This is a genomic window from Eikenella sp. NML03-A-027, from assembly GCF_001648395.1.
GTDB classification, from domain to species: domain Bacteria; phylum Pseudomonadota; class Gammaproteobacteria; order Burkholderiales; family Neisseriaceae; genus Eikenella; species Eikenella exigua.
Genome location: NZ_LXSM01000007.1, coordinates 23,802 through 41,820 on the forward strand (window position 1 = coordinate 23,802; position 18,019 = coordinate 41,820).

At 54.9% G+C, this 18,019-nt stretch carries 18 protein-coding genes; 4 read left to right on the top strand and 14 right to left on the bottom strand.

The genetic code is table 11. From position 1 onward, the window contains the following. Positions 1-185: 185 nt before the first annotated feature. From A7P96_RS03500 to A7P96_RS03520, 5 genes are all read right to left on the bottom strand, one after another. The gene (locus tag A7P96_RS03500) at positions 186-380 is read right to left on the bottom strand and encodes a hypothetical protein (RefSeq protein WP_067524783.1); all 195 of its coding nucleotides are present in this window, start codon (positions 378-380) and stop codon (positions 186-188) included. Continuing rightward, positions 377-1,144: a 1-acyl-sn-glycerol-3-phosphate acyltransferase gene (locus tag A7P96_RS03505; RefSeq protein WP_067524787.1), complete on the bottom strand. Its 768-nt coding sequence runs from the start codon at positions 1,142-1,144 to the stop codon at positions 377-379. The genes A7P96_RS03500 and A7P96_RS03505 overlap by 4 nt, the downstream gene beginning before the upstream one ends. Then, positions 1,144-1,698 (bottom strand): D-glycero-beta-D-manno-heptose 1,7-bisphosphate 7-phosphatase, encoded by a 555-nt coding sequence (gene gmhB, locus A7P96_RS03510; protein ID WP_067524789.1) that lies wholly within the window; start codon positions 1,696-1,698, stop codon positions 1,144-1,146. Before gmhB ends, A7P96_RS03505 begins: the two co-directional genes overlap by 1 nt. Positions 1,699-1,713: 15 nt before the next feature. Then, complete coding sequence (gene rfbC / locus A7P96_RS03515) at positions 1,714-2,256, bottom strand: dTDP-4-dehydrorhamnose 3,5-epimerase (RefSeq protein ID WP_067524790.1); 543 nt, start codon at positions 2,254-2,256, stop codon at positions 1,714-1,716. A gap of 216 nt (positions 2,257-2,472) precedes the next feature. Continuing rightward, on the bottom strand, positions 2,473-2,850 hold the full coding sequence (locus A7P96_RS03520) for a DUF488 domain-containing protein (RefSeq protein ID WP_067524791.1): 378 nt from the start codon (positions 2,848-2,850) through the stop codon (positions 2,473-2,475). Between the two features lie 211 nt (positions 2,851-3,061). Between A7P96_RS03520 and A7P96_RS10660 the strand changes: the two genes are divergently transcribed. Then, positions 3,062-3,325, top strand: a complete 264-nt coding sequence (locus A7P96_RS10660) for a hypothetical protein (protein ID WP_156496258.1) — start codon at positions 3,062-3,064, stop codon at positions 3,323-3,325. 244 nt (positions 3,326-3,569) lie between these two features. Here the strand turns inward: A7P96_RS10660 and A7P96_RS03525 are convergent, their stop codons facing one another. The 5 genes from A7P96_RS03525 to A7P96_RS03545 all read right to left on the bottom strand — a co-directional run bounded on the left by A7P96_RS03525 (position 3,570) and on the right by A7P96_RS03545 (position 8,609). After that, on the bottom strand, positions 3,570-4,766 hold the full coding sequence (locus A7P96_RS03525; protein WP_067524793.1) for an amino acid aminotransferase: 1,197 nt from the start codon (positions 4,764-4,766) through the stop codon (positions 3,570-3,572). Between the two features lie 499 nt (positions 4,767-5,265). Continuing rightward, on the bottom strand, positions 5,266-6,096 hold the full coding sequence (locus tag A7P96_RS03530) for an alpha/beta hydrolase (RefSeq protein ID WP_067524795.1): 831 nt from the start codon (positions 6,094-6,096) through the stop codon (positions 5,266-5,268). Positions 6,097-6,269: 173 nt separating this feature from the next. Next, complete coding sequence (locus tag A7P96_RS03535) at positions 6,270-7,091, bottom strand: undecaprenyl-diphosphate phosphatase (RefSeq protein ID WP_067524797.1); 822 nt, start codon at positions 7,089-7,091, stop codon at positions 6,270-6,272. 85 nt (positions 7,092-7,176) lie between these two features. Then, entirely contained in the window at positions 7,177-7,845 is a 669-nt protein-coding gene (locus A7P96_RS03540; protein WP_067524799.1) for a thiol:disulfide interchange protein DsbA/DsbL, read from the bottom strand. 38 nt (positions 7,846-7,883) lie between these two features. Further along, on the bottom strand, positions 7,884-8,609 hold the full coding sequence (locus A7P96_RS03545) for an SPOR domain-containing protein (protein ID WP_067524800.1): 726 nt from the start codon (positions 8,607-8,609) through the stop codon (positions 7,884-7,886). Between the two features lie 365 nt (positions 8,610-8,974). Here A7P96_RS03545 and sucC point away from each other — a divergent pair, with 365 nt between their 5' ends. The 3 genes from sucC (at position 8,975) to A7P96_RS03560 (ending at position 12,702) form a co-directional block, all read left to right on the top strand. Continuing rightward, complete coding sequence (sucC, locus tag A7P96_RS03550) at positions 8,975-10,135, top strand: ADP-forming succinate--CoA ligase subunit beta (RefSeq protein WP_067524801.1); 1,161 nt, start codon at positions 8,975-8,977, stop codon at positions 10,133-10,135. Between the two features lie 10 nt (positions 10,136-10,145). Continuing rightward, the gene (gene sucD, locus A7P96_RS03555; RefSeq protein ID WP_064104584.1) at positions 10,146-11,036 is read left to right on the top strand and encodes a succinate--CoA ligase subunit alpha; all 891 of its coding nucleotides are present in this window, start codon (positions 10,146-10,148) and stop codon (positions 11,034-11,036) included. A 337-nt stretch (positions 11,037-11,373) separates the two neighbouring features. After that, positions 11,374-12,702: an L-cystine transporter gene (locus A7P96_RS03560; RefSeq protein ID WP_067524803.1), complete on the top strand. Its 1,329-nt coding sequence runs from the start codon at positions 11,374-11,376 to the stop codon at positions 12,700-12,702. Positions 12,703-13,380: 678 nt separating this feature from the next. On the opposite strand, the gene A7P96_RS11475 is transcribed toward A7P96_RS03560, so the two are convergent. The 4 genes from A7P96_RS11475 to A7P96_RS03575 all read right to left on the bottom strand — a co-directional run bounded on the left by A7P96_RS11475 (position 13,381) and on the right by A7P96_RS03575 (position 17,858). Then, complete coding sequence (locus A7P96_RS11475; RefSeq protein WP_082887898.1) at positions 13,381-13,614, bottom strand: IS630 transposase-related protein; 234 nt, start codon at positions 13,612-13,614, stop codon at positions 13,381-13,383. Between the two features lie 582 nt (positions 13,615-14,196). After that, complete coding sequence (gene mutL, locus A7P96_RS03565) at positions 14,197-16,101, bottom strand: DNA mismatch repair endonuclease MutL (RefSeq protein WP_067524804.1); 1,905 nt, start codon at positions 16,099-16,101, stop codon at positions 14,197-14,199. 56 nt (positions 16,102-16,157) lie between these two features. Then, positions 16,158-17,261, bottom strand: coding sequence for a chorismate synthase (aroC, locus tag A7P96_RS03570; RefSeq protein ID WP_067524805.1), 1,104 nt, complete (start codon positions 17,259-17,261; stop codon positions 16,158-16,160). 261 nt (positions 17,262-17,522) lie between these two features. Next, complete coding sequence (locus tag A7P96_RS03575) at positions 17,523-17,858, bottom strand: zinc ribbon domain-containing protein YjdM (protein WP_067524917.1); 336 nt, start codon at positions 17,856-17,858, stop codon at positions 17,523-17,525. Between the last annotated feature and the right edge of the window lie 161 nt (positions 17,859-18,019).

Consider the following 18,019-nt stretch of genomic DNA (forward strand, 5'->3'; position numbering starts at 1 on the left):
GCTACCGCGTTGGTTCGCCTTGCCGGATTTCTGTACTGTCTGCGGCTCTCCCTTGTATTGAAAGTCAATTCGGCTTGTTATGGCCTTTTGCTGCTGGTGAGCGCAAGGTGCAGCTTGCCACAGAGTACACAGAAATATTTTCAGGTAGCCTTCAAGGCTACCTGAAAACTTATCCAATGGCGGTTTTAGCCGAAGATGCCCAAATAATACAGCAGACTGGCAATGATGACGGCAATGCCGCTACTGATCAGGATCTGCCGCCAAATGGGGCGGATTTCGCTATGCCGCAAATCGGCGGCAAGATAACGCCACACGAAGAGAAGGGAGGCCAGGGCGAAGACGATGGCCCCGATGGTATCGCCATCCATCTTCGGCTTCATACTGCACTGCCTTGCTGTTTGCTGCTCAGTTTGGCGCCGCCGTAGCAGGGGCCGCGGCCGGTGATGCGGGGCATTTGGCTTTCGATGGTTTCTTCGATGGCGGCGGTGAGCTCGGCGATGCTGCCGGAATCGTGTTTAATCGGCGGGCAGATGATGACGCTGATTTCACCGGGATGTTTGAGGAAAGAGTTTTTCGGCCAAAATTCGCCGCTGTTGAGGGCAACGGGCACGATGTCCATTTCCAGCAGCTGGGCAGTACGGGCGGCACCGCTTTTATAGCGGCCTTTGCTGCCGGGCGGCATGCGCGTGCCTTCGGGGAAAATGGTAATCCAATAGCCTTGCGCTTTGCGTTTGCTGCCTTGCTCGATGATTTGGGCGGAGGCTTTGCCGGGGTTGCGCCGGTCGATGCCGATGGTGCCGGCGAGCTTGAGCCCCCAGCCGAAGAAGGGGATACGGAACAGCTCGCGCTTGGCTACGAATACCTGGGGCGGGAAGATTTTCTGCGTGGCCAGCGTTTCCCAGCCGGATTGGTGTTTGCAGCAGATAATGGCGGGGCCTGCAGGGATGTTTTCTGCACCTTCCACGCGGTATTTGAGGCCGACGATGTTTTCCAAAAGCCACATCAGCATCAGTGCCCAGCGGGTGGCGAGGGCGTGGAGGGCGCCGGGGATGGGGGCGGTGAGCAGCATCAAGAGGAACAGGGGCGGCGTGATGATGGCCATCAGCAGCCAGTAGGTGAGGTTGCGTATCCAGAGTGAGAACATTAGGCCTCCTGTTCGTCGCCGGTTTGGATGAGGTGGTGGGCGAAGGCAAGCAGATCGTCAAACACTTGGGTGTTTTCAGGTAGCCCGCCGGCGGCGAGGGTTTTCTTGCCTTTGCCGGTGAGCACGAGCACGGGCAGGCCGCCCACGGCATCGATGGCTTGCAAATCGCGCAGGCTGTCGCCCACGAGATACACGCCGCGCGCGTCGGTGTTGAAGCGGTTGAGGATGTCTTCCACCATGCCGGGCTTGGGCTTGCGGCAGGAGCAGTGGTCGGCATCGGTGTGCGGGCAAAACCAGATGCCGTCGATGCTGCCGCCGGCTTCATTGGCCAGGCGGTGCATTTTTTCGTGCATTTCGTTGAGGTCTTGCATGGAGAAATAGCGGCGGCCGATGCCGGATTGGTTGGTGGCGATCACGACGGTGTAGTCGGCCTGCTTGAACAGCGCCACGGCATCCATGCTGCCGGGCAGGGGAATCCATTCGTCTTCGGATTTGACGAAGTCGTCGCGGTCTTGATTGAGCACGCCGTCGCGGTCGAGGATGATGAGTTTCATGGTTTCAGGTAGCCTTTAATCGAACAATACGGCCTGTGCCAGCAGGCTGCCGGCGGCATCTTTGCCGGAAAGTAGCGGCGGGGCGGCCAGCGGCCAGTCGATGCCCACGGCGGGGTCGTGCCAGAACAGGGTGTGTTCGTGGTCGGGCTGGTAGTAATTGGTGCATTTATACACGATGTCGGCGTGGCTGTCGGTGGTGTAGAAGCCGTGGGCGAAGCCGGGCGGAATCCACATTTGGTAGAGGTTTTCGGCAGAAAGCACTGCGCCCACCCAATGGCCGAAAGTGGGCGAGGAGCGGCGCAAATCCACGGCCACGTCGAACACGCTGCCCGCCACCACGCGCACCAGCTTGCCTTGCGGGCAAACGGTTTGATAGTGCAGGCCGCGCAGCACGCCATGCTCGGATCGGGAGTGGTTTTCCTGCACGAAAGTGTGGTGGCCGATGTGCTCGCGAAACCAGTTGTCGCGGAAGGTTTCCATAAAGAAGCCGCGCTCGTCGCCGTGGGCTTCGGGCTCGATGATTTTCACATCGGGCAGGGCGGTGTCGAAAATATTCATGCTATGCGTGGTTGAATGGGCTGAAAGCTCTATTTTACCGAGAATGCGGTGTTTGAGGCTACCTGAAAGCGCGAGCTTCAACGCAGTTAACACGAGCGAAGCGAGTTTCTGCCCAGCTAAAGCGCAGCCTCAACGCAGTTATAGTGAATTAACAAAAATCAGGACAAGGCGGCGAGCCGCAGACAGTACAGATAGCTATAAAACCGTTCAAACGCCTCAAGCGCCATCGCCCCAATCCACCTTTTCCCAGCCCAATACTTCGGCCAACACCGAAAGATGGCTCTGCTGCGGGCAGCGCACGGCGGTGAGCAACACGGTATCCGGCGCGGCGGCCAGCTGCTTTTTCAGCGCCAGCAGTGCGGCATGGGCGCTGCCGCTTTGCAGCTCTTCGGTGTAGCGCGCGGCAAATTCGGGGAAACGCTCTTGCGGCGCGATATGATACCAGTGGCGCAGCTCGGCGGAAGGGGCAATGTCTTTGAGCCACTGTACGGCGGCGAAGGTTTCTTTGCGGATGCCGCGTGGGTAGAGGCGGTCGCAGAAAATGGCGGGGGCAGCAGAGGGCGTGTAGCCGTAGATGCGGCGGATGGCGGGCATGGCAGGGCTTTCGGGGCGGATTGTTGTTTGAAAAGCGTTGCGATATTTTTAACTTCGTTGAAGTTTCTTTTTCAGGTAGCCTTTGGGCAGCTTGAGGCTACCTGAAAGCAGTTGGTGTTTACAATTTCGGCTATCATACGCCCATTTTTCATCAGAAAGGTTGCCATGTGCTTTACCGTATTACTCAGCACGGATTGCCCGGACGATTTGTTTGCCCAAAACGGCAGCGGCATCTGCTTCCAGCCGGCCAACGGGTTATGGCGACGGTGCGTTTGCCGAATACGGTTTTCGCGAGCCGGAAATTACATCGCTGGAGATGTTGGAACGTTCGCCCATGCGGGAAACCCTGCATTTGCAGGAAGTGGTCCGGCGGCTGGTGCGGCAGGGTTGGCGCGTGCAGCTGGTCGCAGTGTGGGTGGAAGATTGGGGTAGATTGCAGCAAGGGGTGGAAGTGTGGTGGCGATGGCGGGGCTGAATCCGCAGCATTTCGCGCTGTATGAGAATGTGCGCTTTGAGTTTGTGTGATGGTTGAACTGCATTGAAGTGTAGAGCGCGTAGGTTGGTTTGGGAAACCCAACATTCCACACTTTATTTGTTGGGTTACGCTTGCGGCTAACCCAATCTACGCACTCTGTTAGACTGGGCAGTTGGGAAAAAGGCTACCTGAAACTTGGTGTGCACCGTTTTCAGGTAGCCTTCTTATTCAAGCCTGTTTGCGTTTATTTCAACACTTCGGCAAAGGCGTTGGCCACGTAGTCGATATTCTTCTCGTTCAGGCCGGCCACGCACATGCGGCCGTTGCCCACCATATAAACGGCAAACTCTTCTTGCAGGCGTTCTACCTGTTCGGGCGAAAGGCCGGTGAAGCTGAACATGCCGCGTTGTTTGGTGAAATAGCTGAAATCGCGGCTGGGCACTTTGGCGCTGAGCACTTCCTGCAGCTTTTGGCGCATGGCGCGGATGCGGTCACGCATTTCATACACTTCGCCTTCCCATTGCTTGAACAGGGTTTCGTTGTTCATCACGCCGTCCACCACCACGAAGCCGCCGTGGGAAGGGGGGCTGGAATAGATGCGGCGCACGGTGAATTTAAGCTGGCCGAGCACGAGCTTGGCTTCTTCGGCGCTGGGGCACACCACGGAGAGGCCGCCCACGCGTTCGCCGTAGAGCGAGAGGTTTTTGGAGAAAGAGTTGCTCACGAAGGTGGGCAGGCCGAGTTCGGCGGCGCGGCGGATGGCGTAAACGTCGCTTTCCAGGTCTTCGGCGAAGCCTTGGTAGGCAATGTCCATAAAAGGGATGAGGCCGACTTCTTTCACGATTTGCAGGATTTCGTCCCATTGGCTGCGGCTTAAATCCACGCCGGTGGGGTTGTGGCAGCAGGGGTGCAGCAGCACCACGTCGTGTTGCTTGAGCGTGCGGAAGAAGGCTTTCATTTCTTCGAATTTCACGCCGATGGTGGCGGGGTCGTAGTAAGGGTATTTGCCCACCTCGAAGCCGGCACCTTCAAAAATGCCGATGTGGTTGCCCCAGGTGGGGTTGCTCACGTAGCACTTGGCCTGCGGAAACCAGGCGTGGATAAAATCGGCACCCACGCGCAGCGCGCCGGAGCCGCCGAGCGATTGGATGGTGGCGATGCGGCCTTCTTGCACGGCGGGGCTGTCTGCGCCGAACAGCAGGGTTTGGCAGGCGCTGCGGTAGGCGGCCAGGCCTTCCATGGGCAGGTAGCCGCGCGGGCGTGGGCTCTCGGCGAGGGCGCGTTCAACGGTTTTCACGCACTCGAGCACGGGCAGGCGGCCTTTGCCGTCGTAATAAACGCCCACGCTGAGATTTACCTTTTCGCTGCGCGGGTCTTGGTTGTATTTTTCCATCAGGCCAAGGATGGGATCGCCGGGGTAGAACTCAACGTGCCGAAACATGGGTGTCTTCCTTTTTTATCGGGTGGAACAATTAAATGGAAAGGGTAATGCCGGGGCAATTTTACGCTGATTTCGGCAGCAAGGGCTACCTGAAAAGTGGGGAAGAGTGGGAAATAGATGTTTTCAGGTAGCCTTCTCCATCTGCATCCTGTTCACCCTTGTGCCTCATGCCAGCGCAGGGCACTTCCTTTCTTTACTTCGCCAAAGAAAGGGAGCAAAGAAAGGCGACTGCGGGCGCAGGTTTGGCTTCGCCAAACTTCCCTCACTGCACACGGTTTTCGGGCGAGCTCGCAACTTGCGGCTGCGCTGCTTCGGGCATGCAAGCCCTTGTTTCCCAAAAAACTGTGTTTCATTCGGCTGCGCCAGCAGAGAGCACAGCCGCAACTGTTGATAACAAATATTCTGTGAGTGGTTTCACCGAGCCTACATATAGATTGGTTGTAACTCAATGCAAAGAAAGGATGTTTGATTAATTAAATTACGGGATTTTAGGTAATCTTTATTCGCTGTGCCGATTGAAGAAATCCAGCAGCTGCGTTTCGTAGCCGCCCATGCCGAAGAGGCCGAGGTGGGTGCCGTTGGGGATGAGGATCAGCTGTTTGGGTTCTTGGGCGAGCTCGAATAGGATTTGCGAGTGTTTGGCTGGGATGACTTGGTCGGCGGTGCCGTGTATCAGCAGCAGGGGGATGGGGCTGATTTGCGCCACGAAGCGGCGGGCACTGTAGCGGTTGCCCACCAGGATGCCGGCGCCGGGGAGTTTGTCGTTGGCGATGCTGGAATAAGAAGAGAAGGTAGATTCGATGGCCACGGCACGCACACCGGCTTTGTTGCCTGCGCCCACCACGGCAATGGCTTTGGTACCGCCCAGGCTCTGGCCGAACACGAGCAGGCGCTCGGGGTTTACATCGGGGCGGCTGCGCACATAATCCAGTGCGGCGTTGCTGTCGGCAAACAGGCCTTCGGGGCTGGGCTCGCCTTCAGATTGGCCGTAGCCGCGATAGTCGAACAGGAAAACGTTGTAACCGTGTTCGGGCAGCCATTTCACGGCCTGCCAGTGGGCAGTGAGGTTTTGCGCGTTGCCGTGGAAGTGGATGATGGTGGCACGGGCTTGCTTGGCATCGGCCACGCCGCGTGCGGGCACAAACCAGCCGTGCAGGCGTGTGCCGTCGGCGCTTTGGAAGGAGACGTTTTCGTAGGGCAGGCCGGATTGGGCGGGCGAGCCGTAGTCGGTATGGTCGGGATAGTAAAAGGCTTGCTTGGCGCAGGAGGACAGGCCAAACAGGATGGCGAGGAGGGAGGCCAGGCCGAAGAGAATGGATTTGTGTTTCATGGTTAGTGTGGGCGGCAGCCTTGGTGCGGAGGCTACCTGAAAAATAGCGTTGCCGTTTTTGCTTTGCTGAAACCCGCATTGCTTGTTTCAGGTAGCCTTTATTGTTTCTGGGTTGAGGCTACCTGATAAAGATAAATTTGCCTGTTTCAGCTAGCCTTGCCTGATTAGATATTCTACCAATTCACCCAGCCGCACAACCAGGTGAGCAGGATGATACCGCCGAAGATGATGCGGTAGTAGGCAAAGGGCACGAAGTTTTTGCTGGAAACAAAGCATAGCAGGGCTTTTACGGCGATGAGGCCGGAGGCGAAGGCAGCAGCAAAGCCGAGGGCGATGAGGCCGAGCTCCTGCGAGGAAAAGGCGCTGAGGTTTTTTAAAATGCTGTAACCGGAGGCGGCCACCATAATCGGCACGGCGAGGAAGAAGGAAAATTCGGTGGCAGTTTTACGGTCGAGCCCCCATACCATGCCGCCCATGATGGTGCTGCCGGAGCGGGAAGTGCCGGGAATCAGGGCTAAAATTTGAAATAGGCCCACGGCCAGCGCATCGCGCGGGCGCATATCGTCCACGCTGCGTACTTTCGGCGGTACGCGGCTTTGCCGTTTTTCAATCCACAAAATCAAAAAGCCGCCCACCACCAGCGCCGCAGCTACGCTCACGGGGTTGAACAGCACTTTTTCGATGAAGTCGTTGAGCAGTAGGCCGATGGCAGCGGCAGGGATGAAGGCGATGGCCAGGTTGAGTACGAAGCGGTTGGCAAGCCGGTCTTTGCCGATATGGGTGAGCACATGGGTGAAGCGGGTACTGTACTCATACACCACAGCAAGGATGGCGCCGAGCTGGATGGCGATGTGGAATACGGCGTGGCTTTCGGCATCGAAGCCGATGAGGCTGCCGGCTACAATCAGGTGGCCGGTGCTGGAAATGGGCAGAAATTCGGTGAGGCCTTCGATGATGCCGAGAATGAGGGCTTTGAAGGCGAGGAGCAGGCTCATTGGTTAAACTCTTAAGAACATGGGATGAATGCTTTTCAGGTAGCCTGTATTGGAGTACGGGCTACCTGAAAATCTTTGTGCCGCATTAGCGGTTGGCCTGGCCGGCGATGGCTGCACCGCGGCTGTGTACCAAGGTGTGCGGGGCGGGGGCAGGCATGTTGCGTTCGGCACGTACTTTTTCAATCAGCTCTTGCAACACAGCCATGTTTTGGGAGTTGGTCAGCTCGTATTTTCCGCCCACTACGATAACCGGGGTTTTGGTGATGTTGTAGGTGATGGTGTTTTGCTGCATGGTTTGGGCGGCGGCGGCGGCCTGCGTGCTGTTATAGGCGGCGAGCAGGCGGCTGCCGTATGGCTGCTGCTGAATCCAGGCTTTCAGGCCGGTTTCGTCGGTTACGGTGCCGTCCATCAGTGCTTTGAAAATGGCCTGGTTGGCCTGGCGGGATAGGCCGGTGGATTTCACGGCGGCGGCCAGGCGGGCGAGGGTTTGGTGGGCAGGCTGCCACACCACGTGCTCTTGGCGCAATACAGTGTCGGAGGCGAAGCGTTTGCTTTGCTGTTCGATAGTCGGCTCAAGGTGTTGGCAGTGGATGCAGAAATAGCCGAAGAATTCGGTTACTTCGATTTTGTCGGACTGCACGGGTTTGATCACATTGCTGCGTACGATGTAGTCGGTGCCTTCCACGGCTTTGGCTTGGGCGGCGGTAACGGTAAATATGGCGAGTGCAGAGAGAAGTAGGGCTTTCAGTTTCATTTTAATCCTTCGTTAATGTGGGGTTGATGAAGTGCTGATCAGTCGGCTTGGCGGGTGAGGGTGTCGATGCCGTTGCCGCGCAGTTTGTCGCTGAGGGCTTGGGCTTCGGCACGGCTGAGGCGGCCACTTTGGATACGGTAAACGGTTTGGCCGTCGCTGCGTTTGCTGCTGGCTACGCGGGCGTTTACGCCGAGCATGGCGAGTTTGGCACGCTGGGTATCGGCAGCTTGCGGGTTGTTGTAGGAACCCATCTGTACGATGTAGTGGCCGTTGCCGCTGTTGTGCGCTTCGGCTTCACGATGTTGGCGGCGGGCTTGCTCGCGGGCACGCTCCACATTGCCACTTTCCAAAATCTGTTCAGGAGTGGGTTTGGCTTCTGGCTCAGGCTTGCGCTGTGGATCGCGTGGTTTGGTTTGCACGGTTTTGTCTTCCTGTGCGGGCTTGTCTTCCGGGCGTTGTGCAGGGGTGCTGGCCTGCTGCGGCACGGAGGCAGCCACGGGTGGTTTGTCGGTGATGTCGCCAGGAGGCAGGGTATAGTGGCCGCTGTCGGAGCCGGCGGTGGTGTCGCTCGGGCGATGTTCTGGCTGGTGTTCTTGGCGCGGAGTGAGGATTTCGGGTTGGATTTCGGTTTTCGGCGCTTCAGGCTGTTTGATGCCGGAGGGCGTGTTGTTGAGGAAATATAAAACCACGCAAATGATGAGGGTGGCAAGCAGTAGGCCGAATATAAAGCCGGAAAGGCCTTTACCATGGGGTTTGGTTTGCATTGGGAAAATGGATTGCTAAAAAGGTGCCGCATTTTATCAAAACCGTTTGCTGCGGCGGAAGCTTTTTACATGTTCTTTCAGGTAGACGGGCGGTTTCAGATAGCCTGGGGGCACAGGGAAAGGCTACCTGAAAAACTGCTTCGTCTATGCAGTATCTTTGCGTTCCACGCCCACAGTAGCTAGGCCATAGCCGTAGCCATACTGCCGTTTATGCATCTCCCATTTACTTGTTCTAACCAAATTGCGCTGATGTTGCCTGCGGGTTTCGTCTATACTGCGCCCTGCATTATCAAAGCTGGTCTTGAATTCGAGCCTTGCTGCTTTCTCGGTGGCAAACTGTGTTTAACCTAACTGAGGGAACTTTGATGAATCTACATGAATATCAAGCAAAAGAGCTGCTTGCGGGCTATGGTTTGCCGGTTCAGGGCGGGATTTTGGCCGCCAACGGCGAAGAAGCTGCCGCCGCCTACGACAAATTGGGCGGCGCTGTGATTAAAGCCCAAGTGCACGCCGGCGGACGCGGCAAGGCAGGCGGCGTGAAAGTGGTGAAAAGCCGCGATGAGGCCAAACAGGTGGCCGAAAGCTTAATCGGCACCAATTTGATTACTTATCAAACCGATGCCAACGGCCAGCCGGTAAACAGCGTGTTGGTGTGTGAAGATATGTATCCGGTGCAAACCGAGCTCTATTTGGGCGCGGTGGTGGATCGTGCCGCCCGCCGCGTGGTGTTTATGGCTTCCACTGAAGGCGGTGTGGAAATTGAAAAAGTGGCCGAAGAAACCCCGGAAAAAATCTTCAAAACCGTGGTGGATCCGCTGGTGGGCCTGCAGCCCTGCCAGGCCCGCGAAGTGGCCTTCAAGCTGGGCTTGAAAGACAAACAAGTCGGCCAGTTTGTGAAGCTGATGACCGGCGCCTACCAAGCCTTCATCGAAAATGATTTCGCCCTGTTTGAAATCAACCCCTTGGCCGTGCGTGAAGACGGCAGCCTGGCCTGCGTGGACGGCAAAGTTGGCATCGACGGCAATGCTTTGTACCGCCTGCCGAAAATCGCTGAGCTGCGCGACAAATCGCAAGAAAACGAGCGCGAGCTGAAAGCCTCCGAATTTGATCTGAACTATGTGGCGCTGGAAGGCAATATCGGCTGTATGGTGAACGGTGCCGGCTTGGCGATGGCCACCATGGACATCATCAAGCTCAAAGGCGGCCAGCCGGCCAACTTCCTCGACGTGGGCGGCGGCGCCACCAAAGAACGCGTGGTGGAAGCCTTCAAGCTGATTTTGGAAGACAAATCCGTGAAAGGCGTGCTGATCAACATTTTCGGCGGTATCGTGCGCTGCGATATGATTGCCGAAGCCATTGTGGCCGCTGTGAAAGAAGTGAACGTAACCGTGCCCGTGGTGGTGCGCCTCGAAGGCAACAACGCTGAATTGGGCGCGAAGATTCTGAACGAATCCGGCCTGAAACTCACTTCCGCCGACGGCCTGAACGACGCCGCCGAGAAAATTGTTGCCGCCGTAAACGCCTAAGGAGAACAGAATGAGCGTATTGATTAATAAAGACACCAAAGTATTGGTACAGGGTTTTACCGGTAAGAACGGTACTTTCCACTCCGAACAAGCGATTGCCTACGGCACCAAAGTGGTGGGCGGTGTTACCCCCGGTAAAGGCGGCCAAACCCATCTGGGCCTACCCGTGTTCAACACCATGAACGAAGCCGTGCGCGAAACCGGCGCCGATGCCTCCGTGATTTATGTGCCCGCGCCCTTCGTGCTCGATTCCATCGTAGAAGCCGTGGATTCCGGCGTGAAACTGGTGGTGGTGATTACCGAAGGCGTGCCCACGCTGGACATGCTCAAAGCCAAACGTTATCTCGAAACCAACGGCAACGGCACCCGCCTGGTGGGCCCGAACTGCCCCGGCGTGATTACCCCCGGCGAATGCAAAATCGGCATCATGCCCGGCCACATCCACCGGCCCGGCAAAATCGGCATCATCTCCCGCTCCGGCACGCTCACTTATGAAGCTGTGGCGCAAACCACCAAGCTCGGCCTCGGCCAATCCACCTGCATCGGCATCGGCGGCGACCCGATTCCGGGCATGAACCAAATCGACGCGCTGAAACTGTTTGAAGCCGACCCGCAAACCGAAGCTATCATCCTGATTGGCGAAATCGGCGGCACGGCCGAAGAAGAAGCGGCCGAGTTCATTCAGTCGAACGTGTCCAAACCGGTGGTGGGCTACATTGCCGGCGTCACCGCGCCCAAAGGCAAACGCATGGGCCATGCCGGTGCCATCATTTCCGGCGGCAAAGGCACGGCGGAAGAGAAATTCCGCGCCTTCGAAAAAGCCGGCGTGGCCTACACCCGCAGCCCGGCCGAATTGGGCAGCACCATGCTGGAAGTGCTGAAAGCCAAAGGCTTGGCATAAACCGGTTTAGTAGCGTTAAGAGGCTACCTGAAAAGTTTCAGCTTAAAATAAAAGGCTGTTTTTTAGGTAGCCTTTTTATTTGCCGATAGGTATAGTTACGGATGTAGAGAATTATTGTATTGTTTACTTTTATCTTACTAGAAGCAACTTTCATTCTGGTTTAAATGATTTTCAGTTTTTCCTATTGTTGTAAAACAATATGGGCTGTATGAATCAGTCTATACTATTGATAATGCTTTATAGTTTATAAATTTTATTTTGGTTAAAAGTTTTAATAATACTTTATAATTTCTACCAGTTGGGACTCGTAATTACGTTTCATTTGAAGGAGTGGGAAATGTTGTTCGTTATCTTAGCAGTGTTTGTATTGATCTTGGTTTTTTTGGGTTATTTGTATAAGAAAACAGGAAAATTGGGGCAGACAGTGTTTATCGGCTTACTGCTCGGTTTGGGATTGGGCGCACTGCTGCAATCAGTGGCTACCCCGGATTTGATTACGTCAGCACTAGATTGGATTAATCTGGTGGGTGGCGGTTACGTGCGGTTGCTGCAAATGATTGTGATGCCTTTGGTTTTTGTGTCAATTTTGTCAGCGATTACGCGGCTGAATCAGGCCAGTTCTTTAGGTAAGATCAGCTTCAGTGTGCTTTCAGTGTTGCTGGTTACCACGGCGATCGCTGCCTTTATCGGTATCATGATGGTACAGGTGTTCGGCCTAACAGCGGAAGGCTTGATTGCTGGCGAGCGCGAAGTAGCAGCGCAGGCTAATGTAATAGGACGTGTGGATCAAGTGAGTAACTTGACTGTGCCGGCTATGCTGCTGTCATTTATTCCGAAAAATCCGTTTGCTGAACTCACCGGTGCGAATCCGACTTCCATCATCAGCACGGTGATCTTCTCGGCATTTTTGGGGGTGGCGACACTGAGTCTGCGTAAAGAAGATCAGGAGTTGGGTGAGCGTATCGCGCAGGGGGTAGACACTTTGAATAAATTGGTGAGCCGTTTGGTGCATTTTGTTATCCGCTTAACACCCTACGGTGTGTTTGCGCTGATGATTAAGGTAGCCGCCACTTCAAAATGGACAGATATTTTGAATTTGGGTAGTTTTATAGTGGCATCTTATTTAGCAATGCTTCTGATGTTTATTGTGCATAGTACTTTATTGGCTTTCTCAGGTATCAATCCGGTAGGGTACTTTAAGAAAGTTATGTCAACTTTAGTTTTTGCTTTTACCTCACGTTCTAGTGCAGCCTCTATTCCATTGAACATCGAAACGCAAACTGACAAGCTGGGCAATAACTCCGCCATAGCCAATTTCTCAGCCACTTTCGGCGCTACCATCGGTCAAAACGGCTGTGCAGGCATTTATCCGGCCATGTTGGCAGTAATGATTGCCCCCACTGTGGGAGTAGATCCCTTCAATGTTAGTTATATTGCTACTTTAGTATTCGTGGTGACAATGTCCTCGTTCGGTATCGCAGGTGTGGGTGGTGGGGCAACCTTTGCCGCTATCGTAGTACTTTCCACTCTCAATCTACCGCTGGAGTTGGTTGGATTGTTGATTTCCATTGAACCACTCATCGATATGGGTCGTACTGCACTTAACGTAAATGGCTCAATGGTAGCTGGTACGTTGAGTAATAGATGGCTAAAGCTGAAAGAATAGGTCACAGCTAATAAATAAAAACCACATCAGAATTAGGTGTGGTTTTTATTATTTGCGGCGTTGGGCGCTTGTAGTGGGTAAAATTATAGCAGATCAAGTTAGAAATAGGATGCCAAAGCACCATAAAAATAATCAAAATCAGGAAATAATTTTGTGTAAATATTTTTTAAACATCTCCAGGTTTTCTTAATAGGATTCAGTTCGGGAGAATATAAGGAGTCAAAGGCAAGACAACATTCCTCTTTTTCAAAATGTTTTCCGTAAAACCGTCATAATGGTAGAAACGGGCATTATCTATTATCAATACCGATTTGACTATCTGAGAGGGGAGCAGACATTCTTCAAACTACTTATCAAACTAATGTACCAACCATTGTATCTCCATAAACTATATATAAAATAAGACTTTTGCTGAGGGGTCTGGCAACAATTGAAACTCGCCTGTATTTTTTACCGCTGAGAGCCCTATCTGGCAAGCTGCTCTTTACAAGCTTCTACCAAAGGTAGTCGATACCCGTTTTATTAATGTATATGGGTTTGCAGTTCAGTAATGCTACCGGTTCGTCGAGGTATTTTGCGCCTTTAGATAGTCTCGTTCTTTGTGGGAGCTTGTCTTTGTTTGTGCGTGATGTTGGAAGATTTCAAAGTATAGTGAACAGACTTGGTACTGCAATCGAATTATTTTGTTATTTCAGATAGGTAGATATCTGGATTTTGTTCGATATATTCTTTAAGTTCTTCGCGATTGATTTCACATTCGAGTCTGGGGTTCGGGGTAATACTCAACTTTTCTGTTTCCAGTTGGCGTTTGCACCAACTGAATAATGCTGAATGGAATACGCCGTAAGCTTGGATACTTGGCTGATGTCTTTGTATTGCCCCAGTATGCCAATGCTTTTTATCTGATTTCAATTGAGTGTATCATGGACTGAGGTTGGGTAATGTATGTCCAGATTTTAACTTGATTCACTATATTTAGTTTGTAAAAACTTGGTTTCTTGGGAGAACTTCATTTTTTTTGCTCGCTAAAGGGTATAAAGGAAAGGTGGCTGCGGTTACAGGTTTTTTGCACGGACTTCTCTCACTTCACGTGGTTTTTTGGAAGGTTCGAAATTTGTGGCTGCGCCAGTAGAGGTAGCGCACTCCTACGCATTTTTAGTAAATGTTCTGTTTTGGAGTTTGTAGGTGGTTATAGGCTACCTGGGGTGTAGAAACCAACAGTGTCGTTTACACTTTCGGCTTCTGCTTGAAGAGCAAACTTAGCGGTTGTTCGAGATGAGATTATTAAGAAAGAAATATTGATGGATTCGAGAAATTCTCTCTGGTTTTGATAATGTATAGATAGATTCTTCAAAACCATTTCAACAGAAATAAAAGTTGCCAGTAACGAAAAAAGTGTAAATAACGCAGTAATTCCCTACAGATAAGGCTATCTGAAATTGCCGGCCATAATTTTTTGGGTAAACCACTTGCCAGAATGGCTGTATTGCCTGCCTACTGGCCACGCAGAAACAGGGCGTCGAGGTCGGCGAGAGTGAGTTTTACCCAGGTGGGGCGGCCGTGGTTGCATTGGTTGCTGCGGGGGGTGTTTTCTATATCGCGCAGTAGGGCGTTCATTTCGGGCAGGGTGAGGCGGCGGCCGGCGCGCACGGAGCCGTGGCAGGCCATGGTGCTGAGGATGCGGTTTTCGCGCTCTTCCACAGTGCGGATGCTGCCGGTGTGGGCGGCTTCTTGCAGCATGCTGCGGGCAAGCTCTGGAATATCGGCTTTGCTCAGCATTTGCGGCACGGCGCGTACAGCGATGGTGTGGCTACCCACGGTGGAGCAGTCTAGGCCGTATTGGCGCAGCAAGTCGGCATGTTCGGCCAGAGCGGCTATTTCTTCGTGGCTAGCTTCGAAGCTCACGGGGATGAGCAGCTGCTGGCTGCGCAGGCTGCCGTGGTTTTGGCGCTGGGCTTTCATTTTTTCGTAGTTCACGCGCTCGGCGGCGGCGTGCATATCGATTAAGAGCAGGCTGTTTTCGGCTTGGGCGAGGATGTAAATGCCGAGCAGCTGGGCGATGGCGAAGCCGAGCGGGTGTTCTTCGGTATTGGTTTCAGGTAGCCGGGTGGCTTCTGAACTTGGGGTGAAGCGGCTTTGTTCGAGGGCGGCGAGCTCGGGGTCTTCGCTGCCGCTGTGTTTGTATAGTTCGGCATAGGTTTGCCAGGCGGCGCGGCTTTCTTGCAGGGTGAGACGTTGCTGCTGCGGAGCGCGGGCGGGGCTATAAGCAACGGGGGTGCAGGAGCTTGGGCTACCTGAAAATGGGTTTGGTGGGTTGCTTGGTAGAAACTCGCTATGCTCGTTTTCAGGTAGCCTTTGGCTGTGGATTTGTTGCAGCAGGCTGCCAGCGTTGCTCACGCTGTCAGTTTGGTCGGCGCGGGTGTCGGCGAGGGCTTTATTCAGGGTGTGGAACACGAGCTGGTGTACGGCCTGGCTGTCACGGAAGCGGATTTCGTTTTTGGTGGGGTGCACGTTTACGTCCACCATTTCGGGTGGCAGTTCGAGAAACAGCACGAAGGCGGGGGTGATTTGCTGGTGCAGCACGTCGCGGTAGGCCTGTTTGACAGCGTGCAACATCACTTTGTCTCGCACGAAACGGTTGTTTACAAAGCAGTATTGCTGGCTGCTGCGGCCTTGGGCGAAGGTGGGTTTAGTGATGAGGCCGTGCAAACGGATGCCGTTGCCGCTGTCGATGGGCAGAGAGGCTACCTGAAAATCCGAGCCCAGCACGGCGGCGATGCGCTCGTTTTGGCTTTGGGCGGGGTATTTGGCGGTGGTTTTGCCGTTGTGGACAAGCTCGAAGGCTATTTGCGGGTTGGCTAGGACGAGGCGGTCGAACACGGTGGCGCAGTGGGCGTATTCGGTGTTTTCGGATTTGAGGAATTTGCGCCGGGCGGGGGTGTTGAAGAAGAGGTCGGCCACTTCCACGCTGGTGCCAACGGGATGGGCGGCGGCGGCGGCGGGCTCGATTTGCCCGTCGCGGGCGAGCACTTGGCGGGCGGCGGGGCTGCCTTCCTGGCGGCTGGTGAGGGTGAGGCGTGACACGGAGGCGATGCTGGCCAGCCCTTCGCCGCGAAAACCCATACTGCGCACGTGTTCCAAATCTTGCAGCGAGGCGATTTTGCTGGTGGCGTGGCGGGAGAGGGCGAGCGGGAGGTCGTCGGCATGGATGCCGCTGCCGTTGTCGGCCACGCGGATAAGGCGGATGCCGCCGCCGGCAAGCTCGACTTGGATACGGGTGGCGCCGGCGTCAATGCTGTTTTCGATGATTTCTTTGAGCGCGGCGGCGGGGCGTTCCACCACTTCGCCGGCGGCGATTTGGTTTACGAGGTGGTCTGGCAGGGCATGGATACGGGGCATGATGGATCTCGAGGTTGGGCTACCTGAAAAGGCTGGGTTTATTTTTCAGGTAGCCTTCAACCGTTTTGCAGTTTGGCGATATCGGGTGTGATCACGCGCACGTCGGCGTTTTGCGCGCGGTGGCGCAGGGCGTGGTCGGCGAGCACGAGGGCGAGCATGGCTTCGGCAATGGGCGCGGCGCGCAGGCCGACGCAGGGGTCGTGGCGGCCATGGGTTTCGAGCATTACGGGTTGGCCGTGGATGTCGATGCTGTGGCGCGGCGTGGCGATGGAGCTGGTGGGCTTCACGGCGAAGTCGGCGCGGATGGTTTGGCCGGTGGAAATGCCGCCGAGGATGCCGCCGGCATGGTTGCTGGCAAAGCCTTGCGGCGTGAGCTCGTCGCCGTGTTGGCTGCCGCGTTGGCGCACCACGTCGAAGCCGTCGCCGATGGATACGGCTTTTACGGCGTTGATGCCCATCAGGGCGTGGGCGATGTCGGCGTCCAGCCGGTCAAACACGGGTTCGCCGAGGCCGACGGGGACGTGTCGCGCTTCGATGTGCAGCTTCGCGCCCACGGAATCGAGCGATTTGCGCACGGAGTCCATGTAGTTTTCCAAGTCGGCGATTTGGCTTTGGTTGGCGGCAAAGAAGGGGTTTTGACCGATAGATTCTTCGCCTTCAAATGCGATTTCGAGTTCGCCCACCTGGCTTACCCAGCAGACGATTTCGGTACCGAACTGCTTGCGCAGCCATTTTTTGGCTATAGCACCGGCAGCCACGCGGGCGGCGGTTTCGCGGGCAGAACTCCTGCCGCCGCCGCGATAGTCGCGGATGCCGTATTTGTGCCAATAGGTGTAATCGGCATGGCCGGGGCGGAATTGTTGGGCGATGTTGCCGTAATCGCGGCTGCGTTGGTCGGTGTTGCGGATGAAGAGGGCAATGGGTGTGCCGGTGGTGCGCCCTTCAAACACGCCAGAGAGGATTTCCACTTGGTCGGCTTCGCGCCGCTGGGTAACATGGCGGCTAGTACCGGGGCGGCGGCGGTCGAGGTCGGGCTGGATGTCGGCTTCGGTAAGCGGCAGGCCGGGCGGGCAGCCGTCGATGATGCAGCCGATGCCTGCGCCGTGGCTTTCGCCAAAGGTAGTAATGCGGAAGAGTTGTCCGAAGGAGTTGCCGGGCATGTATGGTGGAGATCAGAAGATTGGAAAGATGCGGGAGAGTTTAGCACAAAGGCTACCTGAAAATAATTTTTCAGGTAGCCTTTGGCTATTCGGCAGCCTAGGGTCTGTTGACAGCTACTGGTTTCCGCGCCTTTTTGCCCAAAAAACGGCAGATTCCAGGCGGAAACCGCAGCAAGGTTGGACACCTTGCGAGGATTTCCAACGCAGAAGATGTCGTTTTTTGGGCAAAAAGGCGCGGAAACCAGTAGCTGCCAATAGACCCTAAGCCTTTCTCACAAATTCGGCTTTGAGGTTGAGCGCGGTGCCGTTCACTTTGCAGGCGATGGCGTGGTCGCCTTCCTGCAGGCGGATGTTTTTCACTTTGGTACCTTGTTTGAGTACCAGCGAGCTGCCTTTCACTTTCAGGTCTTTGAGCAGTACTACGCTGTCGCCGTTGGCCAGCGGTGTGCCGTGGGCATCAACTGCGCTGAGGGAGTCGTCTGCCTCGGCAACATCGGCTTGGGCCGACCATTCGTGGGCGCATTCCGGACAAACGAGGTTGGCGCCGTCTTCATAGGTGTATTCGGATTGGCATTGCGGGCAGATAGGGAGGGGAATCATTCGTTTTCCTTGTGGTTTGAAATAGTTGTGAGGCTACCTGAAAGCCTGAAACTGTTTCCAGACAGTTTTGTAGAAGGTGTGGATTATATGGATAAAGCAATTATTTTTTCATACAAAGCGGTGAACCGAAGACAGTATACATGTATGGCAAGGTGAGC